The organism is Bacillus sp. REN16 (assembly GCF_020731355.1).
Taxonomy (GTDB): domain Bacteria; phylum Bacillota; class Bacilli; order Bacillales; family Bacillaceae_L; genus Ferdinandcohnia.
On the sequence record NZ_JAJFZK010000042.1, the window covers coordinates 1 to 8,022 of the forward strand.

The 8,022-nt window shown below is 33.2% G+C and carries 7 protein-coding genes; 1 reads left to right on the forward strand and 6 read right to left on the reverse strand.

Annotated elements, in window-relative coordinates:
- Nucleotides 1-16 precede the first annotated feature (16 nt).
- From LKW28_RS22500 to LKW28_RS22525, 6 genes are all read right to left on the reverse strand, one after another.
- A complete protein-coding gene (locus LKW28_RS22500) occupies nt 17-1,324 on the reverse strand; it encodes a hypothetical protein (RefSeq protein WP_229142649.1) in 1,308 nt (435 codons plus the stop codon).
- Nucleotides 1,321-2,448, reverse strand: coding sequence for a tyrosine-type recombinase/integrase (locus LKW28_RS22505; RefSeq protein ID WP_229142650.1), 1,128 nt, complete (start codon nt 2,446-2,448; stop codon nt 1,321-1,323). Before LKW28_RS22505 ends, LKW28_RS22500 begins: the two co-directional genes overlap by 4 nt.
- A 28-nt stretch (nt 2,449-2,476) precedes the next feature.
- Nucleotides 2,477-2,800 carry a hypothetical protein gene (locus tag LKW28_RS22510; protein WP_229142651.1) on the reverse strand — a complete coding sequence of 108 codons (324 nt, stop codon included), beginning with the start codon at nt 2,798-2,800 and terminating at the stop codon, nt 2,477-2,479.
- Nucleotides 2,801-3,114: 314 nt separating this feature from the next.
- The gene (locus LKW28_RS22515; protein ID WP_229142652.1) at nt 3,115-3,276 is read right to left on the reverse strand and encodes a helix-turn-helix domain-containing protein; all 162 of its coding nucleotides are present in this window, start codon (nt 3,274-3,276) and stop codon (nt 3,115-3,117) included.
- Between the two features lie 292 nt (nt 3,277-3,568).
- Nucleotides 3,569-5,425 (reverse strand): helix-turn-helix domain-containing protein, encoded by a 1,857-nt coding sequence (locus LKW28_RS22520; protein ID WP_229142653.1) that lies wholly within the window; start codon nt 5,423-5,425, stop codon nt 3,569-3,571.
- 34 nt (nt 5,426-5,459) lie between these two features.
- Nucleotides 5,460-5,630 (reverse strand): ribbon-helix-helix domain-containing protein, encoded by a 171-nt coding sequence (locus LKW28_RS22525; protein ID WP_229142654.1) that lies wholly within the window; start codon nt 5,628-5,630, stop codon nt 5,460-5,462.
- Between the two features lie 724 nt (nt 5,631-6,354).
- On the opposite strand from LKW28_RS22525, the gene LKW28_RS22530 reads away from it, so the two are divergent.
- Nucleotides 6,355-7,899 (forward strand): primase C-terminal domain-containing protein, encoded by a 1,545-nt coding sequence (locus tag LKW28_RS22530; RefSeq protein ID WP_229142655.1) that lies wholly within the window; start codon nt 6,355-6,357, stop codon nt 7,897-7,899.
- The last annotated feature ends 123 nt before the right edge of the window (nt 7,900-8,022 follow it).

Genomic DNA, 8,022 nt, shown 5'->3' on the forward strand with positions numbered 1-8,022 from the left:
ACATTAAAGTAGATTTTTAGCCGAACAAATTTGAAAAGTGGTATCCGAAATAATGTGCTTGTTTACACTGTACGAATAAATAATTTTTAGGATTATTAATTGTATTGCTTTGGTCTTTAGTCACTTTTATTACTGCTTCTACTATCTCTGCTACTTCTTTTGTAATCGGTACACGATGATTCATTATTTGCGTTTTTTTAATATCGCCGCATAGGTACCACCCTTGATATGTTTGTTCTAAACAATTATCATACCGTAGATTAAGAATATCTGATATTCTCCAACCAGTGGCTCGAAGTAATACAACAATCGGTATGTATTTTGATGGCTTTAAGAACTCTAGTTTTTCCTCAATTTGTTGAAGAACCCCTTCAGGAATGTATTTGATGTCATTTTCAGATCTTTTTATAGGTCTAGGGAAATCTTCTTTAAACAACAATAGATTTACAGGCAAGGCAGGTGCTTCATCGAATTGCAGTTTTTCAATCGTTTCCAAGAACACATTTAGGACAATTAAATAACTTCTCTTTGACGGTATTTTGTCATGAAACTTCTTATTATGAAATATAAGATAATCTTCGATATCTTTCCGTGTTAAGGCATTTAAATCCCTCCAAGAAGGATCTTTATCATGTATAAATGTCAAAAATAACTTTAAAATTCTAACATCCAGAGTACATTGGCCAAGAGATAAATGACTGATCCTAAATTTTAAATATCTTTTTGCTAAAGGACGAAAGGGAATAGGGATATCCTCGAAATTCAGGATATGTCTTGATTCGTGATCAGGAAATCTTGCACCAGGAATATTTCTAACATCCCAGATATCTTTTTCAAATTCATCTCTTGTATCATAGAAGTCTTTATAAAACAAAAATAAACGATTAAGTAGATTTTCGTAATTAGAAAGTTTCCTTCTCCCATAAATTCGTATGCTCAAACCTAATTCACTTAAATGTGATCTTAACTGCATCAAAGCCTTGTTTATGTCTAAATCTGCAAAACTATTAATATTGGGATAAAATTTCTTAATGAATTTAGAAAGCTGTTTAAAAGATCTGGCATAATTATGTATAGCTGAGTACAATTGCAGATCATCTTTTTGAATACGAGTAAGAATAAAAAACTTAACTTCATTTTTAAGCTTAGGTGGAAATACCGAAAAATCCATTTTGCGGTGGGTTTTTCCCCATTCCGATTTTCTAAAATCATTAAAAGCTGCATTTTCTGCATCCCAAATATCATTTTCAAAATATCCAGTGACTTTTCTGGTAATTTCATTCACTTTACCTTCTGGTAATAAGTATTCAACGGATAAATTCATTCGTCATTCCCCTTATATTCTTTGTTGATTTTCATTCGTTCTTGAGCGTTTTCCCAGTCTTTTCGAATGTCTTCATCCGAAGGATGGATATACATCTGCATTGTTGTTTGTATATGGGCATGGCCAGCTCGATTCATTAAATGTTCATCTCTCCAACCAGACTTCCTCAGTTCTGTTAATGATGTATGGCGTAACATATGTGGTGTGAAATAAATGCCTGTTTTTTTACGTAATCGTTGAACTAGTGATACTACATCGGCATATTCTAACGGTTGTCCTTTATTTTCTCCTGACAGCTTAATAAAAACGTGATTTGTATCAACTTCATCGGTATGAAATTGAGCAATATAATCAAAGTACATATTAATTAGATCCTCAGATACATCAATACTACGGGGACTACATACCGTTTTAATTTCAGCTAGATTAAGCAATTCGCCCCGATCACGTATATGAATTTTTCTCGCATCGACCTCGAAATCCTCAAGCCATAAAGTAAGTGCTTCACCAATACGCATAGAACTTTCCCAAAGGAGCTGTATTAAAAATAGATCCCGTATATTTACACAAGCATTCATAATTAGTGCAATCTGATCTTTTGAGAGCGTCTTCGGCTGCTGTTTAGGCACTTTTAATTTCAGAATATGAGAGGTAAAGGATTTATTTTTGTTTATATGGTGCAGAAAACTTTTAAACCCCTTGCGGGATCCAGATACTTGTTTCTTTAAACGTTCTGTCAGCTGAATACTATAGTCCTCATGTCTCATTAGGTAGTCATAAAATCCGAGAACAGTATTGATGATGATATTTACTGTCTTTGCTTTTCTAATTGGCTGTTTAGGGAAGATAGGGTACACTTTTACATCCTGGTGAGGGTTTTGTAACCACCGCATAAAATCCGCCATTTCATCTATTCCGATATCACGATAATCTTTGTTTATTTGTTCTAGGAATTCAAAGAATAGTTTTAAATGATATGAGAATGACCGTAAGGTATTACGTGAAGCCCCACTATTGTCCTTAAACTTTAAATACTGTAAAACTGGTTGGACTGGCTCATTGTCATTATCTAGTAACATGTACCGAGTCTTTCCTTCTTTTGTACAAAGGGTAATTACTCTCATGAAATCCATCCTCCTGTGGCTGAATTGTCTAAAATGGCATGATTCCCAATTGATCTTCTAATTCAGCTTTTTCTTCTTGTAGTTTTACAATTTGCTTTTTAAGATCGGTAATTTCTTCTAGTAATCTCCCAATCATAGTTTGATCATCAATGCCTTCCTCAAAGGCTGTACCTTCCCATCTGAATGCTTCTATAAATCTATAAACATCTTCCTCCAAAACTTCGTATGCTCCACCGTTTTCGATGCTTTTAATATTCCCCTCACTTATCCAATGGCTTACCATTTCTGTGTCACATTTGAAACCATACGAGTGTAACAGAGCTGTTGTTCCTTTTAGGTTGAACGTATTCATAATTGTTGGATCCTCCTGATTTAATGATGTTTTTTCAAGTCTTTACTGCTTATTAAGGGAACCATCAAATCTTCCAAGTCAGCCCCTTAAACATAAGCTTTCTTAATTTACTATAAATACTATAAAACTGAATACAGTTATCTGGGATTTAAAGAAACAAAAAAACGGATAACTTTACATTGAATACTGTAAAGTCATCCGTTATGGATGGTTAAGATAAATGAGGATTTTTCCGACGGTACCCCTAGTCTAGCATATTCACACATCTTAACAGTTTTTGTCTCTGTTGTATCACATTAACACAGAAATTGCATTTACCAATTTTGTTTTACTAACCAATTTAGCATTTTATCATCATTTTTATTATTGTGGCGTTTAATCTCCCCACGCAAGTAACGTGACAATGTAGTGTGAGCTACTCCAATTTCTCTTGAAGCTTTACGGATACTTATTCCTAATTGATCAATTTTAGCCATCATAATATCCGGTGATAGTGCACTAAGAGTTTTGCTTTCAGTTTCAAAGCAACCATTCTGAGTATGAAATTTTTTCGTAATAATCCCTCCAATTTATCCGGTAAAAAATAAAAATCCCCTTAATGAACGCACTTCACCTATAGGCAAGTGTATACATTAAGGGGATTTCCCTCTAAAAATAAATTTAATTATTAGTCTATATTAACAAATTTTATAAAACTTGAAAACTATTAATTTACGCTTATGTAATAATTAATCATTTCGATATAGCGTAAATTACATTAAATAACTTTTATATAGTAAGTTTATCTTTTAGCCAATTTAACATCTTTTCATCATTCTTTTTGTTCTGTCTTTTATTTTCTCGTTTAATATATCGAGAAAGGGTGGTATGAGCAACTCCTATTTCTCTAGCTGCTTGTCTGATACTTATATTTAAACGACTAATAGCTTCTTTCATAGATTCCGGTGATAAGTAAATTTCTTCATTAACCGAAAAATCGAAATCAAAGGATTGTTGAATACTATTTAAAGTAGGAGTGATTTCTTGTTTATTTGTATGTTGAGTTGCAATCGTAGGGACTTGTTCAATAATTAACTCTTCTTTAGTAGGCGCAACTTCACTAATTGCATATTGCAAGCTTTCATCACGAACTCCTTCTTTCTCAAAAAAGGAGTTGTCTTGACTTCGTTGATCAATCTTTTCAAAGATACTTCGATCTAAAATACCTTGGGATAACAGGTCCACATTTTTTTTATACTCCGCAAGCAATGTGTCTGTCGGATATAGAATAATACTATAGTTCAACCATTTCTTGTACCAGCCTTTTTTTCCTACTAATAATTCATCAAAGTATTCAGTGTACTCCCATTTTTTTATAACTCCATCTATTTCAAAGTCATCTAAAACATTTTCTAATTTATCTTTTTTTTCACTCCAATTGTAACGTTCGGATATATCCATTTCTTTTAATAATGTTGATATTTTAAAAGGTTGAGTTAGTTTTGCCTTTAACCGTATTCTCATTTTCCATTGGCGATCAATGTATCGTAAAAGTCTTTTATGCTCTTTCTGAGTTTGGTGGCTATATTGAAAGACCTTAATGTGTAGCAATCCAATCATTTGGCTTGAGGCATTAATTAAAGGTGTAAGTACAGAACTTGGTTTAATTTGCAAGGCATATATACCCTGGGCTTCTCCCGTATTCTTATCATAAGCTACACGTATAGCCCCAATATCAAACATTCGTTTGAAATCTTGAAAATCATATTGCTTATCCTTTTGTGTTATTATTTTACCTTCACTCAGCGACACCCACATGCTTGATAATGCGACAACTCTTTTCATAATGTTAAAACGATCTCTTTCTCTAACCACTAACTCATTTGAATTTTCCTCTGGGCCAATCATTTGGCGTAATCTTAAAGCATCGTTACTATGAAATTCAATATATCCCTCGCTGTTTTTATGTGATACCATCCATAGGTATGTTATCAGGTCAAATAAATCTGCTGTCCACTCATCCAATGAATTATAAGCAGAGTCAACTAATTTCATCCACAGGTCCTCTTGATCTTCTGCCACTTCAATAGAATTTGGGTCTGGACGAAGTGCTGCCATTCCTCTTAAGTTGCCTTTATTATCAATCAGTTCAGCAGCCATTTGCTCATCCCCCCACTCTTTAAAATCATTCTTCTTTGCAACTATATTACGTAACATAGTGTATTTATTATCCATACTGGTTAATAAATAGTCTTGCTCTATTGTTTGCTCTATAGTTTTTTCATTTAAACTTCGCTTTATCTCTTCGGGGAATTCATTATACAAAAAATTTGATATAGTTGAAATAATCGTTTCAGAATGTTGTAAAACTGCCTCCTTTATCATTTTTTTAGTAATATGCTTTTGAAAAAATAAACCTTCAGTAATAAATATGTACAATGCCTTAAAACTTGGGCTCATTTCATTAGAAGGATATTGATTTCTATATTCATCCTCTGTCATGTGATATGCTTCTGTATACCATTTTTTAACAATGTTTGGTCGATCCTCAAAAAGAATTTTAGCTTCTTCGAAAATTGCAATTTTTAACAATTGATAGGGTAAAATTAGTTGTTCCTCAATACCTAAATAATTTACTGTATTCAATTATGTACCTCCTCTACCCTTCGAATAATTTTTCTTAATGGCTAGAAGGATTTGTATTTTTATGTTTTTGAATCAAATCTTCAATAGCCTCGTCTAACAAACGGGACATAGGGATACGGGTGGATTTAGAAAGTTCTTTTAATTTATGTAGTAATGCAGTATCTAAGGTATTCCCTATCCGTGTTCTAGTTTTTAGATCACTCATTAAATCACTCCTATTAAACACAAAGAATGTCATAAACTTATATAAGTTTATAGTAATCTATTTTTTCTTAAAATGCACCACTAAAATGCACCACCCTGTCCCGGATTTGACCTATTCATAGGAGTAATACATTTGTAGTGGTGCAAAATGTGCTTTTTCCACACAGGTTGGACGAGAATATAATAGTGGTGCATTTTAAGAAAATACAATTTCGTCCAACCTGTGTAGAATCAAAACGCAAATAATATTAGGATTTTACAAGAATAGACAAAATAATACCTTTCAAAATGCACCATTTTCTATCCTAATTTGGGTCAATCCGTCCCACCTGTGTATCAAAAATGCACCAATCATTTTTAACTACCCGTCCAGCCTGTCTACTATTAATATTTCCCTACCATTCAAGGACCTTGATACACTAAGCTTTTCTAGTATTTTTAAGAAATCTAGAAATCGGTAACAGTGGTGCATTTTCGTTAGTTTTGGTGCACTTTTCCGTCGAACCTGTGTAGTAAAAAAAATTAAAGTTTTTCTCTAAACCCTTGGGACTGTAGTCTTCAAGGGTTCTTTTTTTTTTGGTGCATTTCTCTTAAAGGGCAACAAATTTCAAAAGTCGATTTCGTTATACTTAATTCAACAAAATTTTCAATAAGATTGAAAAAATAGAACGGTAAAAATCGAGAAATGAAATCTACTAGTAAGAAATTGCAAAGAGGTGTCTGGAGTGGCTGAAGTAATTAGCAATACATTAAGAAGTTCATATTCACCAATTGAAATTATGCAATTTATGACCCATAATAGCCTACGTTTATATAAGAAAAAAGGATCAAATGCACCATTTAATAGAGTTATAGATTATGAGAAGGCCCTAAATAGCGCTCCATACTCCAAAGGGGCTATCTTTGTTTCCCCTTCTAAAGATGATCTAATAGAGGGTAAGGGATTCATAGTTACTTCTTATGAGGGGTTAGAAGATAGTTATAAGCAATTGTCTCACTGGACCCCCAATGTTTATAGAGGTGGTACATACTATAATTTTAAAAAACGAGTAATTAAGGGTCATACTAGGGATAATCTAAAACAAATTAATGTAATTGGGTTTGATATAGATACAAAGAACATTGATTTATACAGTTTATATCTGGGTTGTGAAGAACTAGGGCTCCCAAGACCCAATTTACTGTTAGAAACCCCACGAGGATTCCAAGTTTTTTTTATTCTTTCTTCACCATTTTTTATTCATAAAAACCAAGATTACAAGTCTTTAAGAGTTGCTGAACGTTTATTTAGCAATATTAAAAAGGCTCTTAGTTTGTTTGTTCCAATCGACACCGGGTGTGTTCCGTTTGGTTTTTTTCGTATTCCAAAAGAAGAAAATATTTTAGATTTCTTTGATGAACCTGCAGATACCAATAAATTGCTTATATGGTCTAAGGAGTTTGAAAAGAAGGAAAATAGGAACTTATTACGGGTTATTTACAACGATAACAACACAACATACGAACAAACATCAGCAACTTGGTATAAATCCCTAATTAATGCAACAGGCATTGAAAAAGGACATCATAGCTCGAGTCGTAACAATGTACTGTTTACTTTGGCTATTGCCAACTACTCAAGTGGAAAGCCTTTTGAAGTTGCATACGATGAACTAGACCAGTTTAATTCAAATTTGAAGGCTCCCCTATCAAAAAATGAATTTGAGCGAACTATTAAGAGCGCATATTCTGGAAAATATAAAGGTGTAAAGCGATCATATGTCGAACCAATGCTCGAACTTTGGACTGATGGTACAACGAATTTTCAAGGCGGAGGAGGATGGTATAAATTTAAAAAAACAAGGGAGGAACGAATTCGTTCTCATTATGAAGAATGGGAATCAGATATTCTTACATATTTGCAACATCGCACAAACCCTGAAGCTGCTTTTTTGGAGGGTTCTTTAAGCATGCTTGCAGAAACATTTGGAATGGCAGTTTCAACCTTAAAGGAAGTACTAAAGCGTTCAAAAAATATTATTAAGGTTACTACTGGTCAAGGGCGTGGAGCTATCACGAAAGTGGCTAGTCGATCTATGCTTATTAAAAGATTGTTAGTTCTGAAGAAAGCAAAAAATAATAGTAAGCAATTGAATTTTTCAGAGTATTTTCCTGAATTTAATATAGAAATCTGGACATCGGAATTATTACAGCAGCTCGATCGGGTTCTTAAAGAAATTGATATTACTTATCGTCCAGGGGTTTCTCCACCAATTCAAAGGTCAAGCTAAAATTAATAAGCCAGTCTGCCATTACATATCTATAGTATCCTCTTCTTTGTATAATATTAGTGCACCTGATCGATTAATGTTAATGATACTGTTAATGCTAACGTTAATGTTTATGTTAGTGCA

What these genes read in the sequence shown, in the direction of transcription:
- LKW28_RS22500 (WP_229142649.1), bottom strand. Translation starts at nt 1,324, where the DNA reads ATGAATTTATCCGTTGAATACTTATTACCAGAAGGTAAAGTGAATGAA.
- LKW28_RS22505 (WP_229142650.1), bottom strand. Translation starts at nt 2,448, where the DNA reads ATGAGAGTAATTACCCTTTGTACAAAAGAAGGAAAGACTCGGTACATG.
- LKW28_RS22510 (WP_229142651.1), bottom strand. Translation starts at nt 2,800, where the DNA reads ATGAATACGTTCAACCTAAAAGGAACAACAGCTCTGTTACACTCGTAT.
- LKW28_RS22515 (WP_229142652.1), bottom strand. Translation starts at nt 3,276, where the DNA reads ATGGCTAAAATTGATCAATTAGGAATAAGTATCCGTAAAGCTTCAAGA.
- LKW28_RS22525 (WP_229142654.1), bottom strand. Translation starts at nt 5,630, where the DNA reads ATGAGTGATCTAAAAACTAGAACACGGATAGGGAATACCTTAGATACT.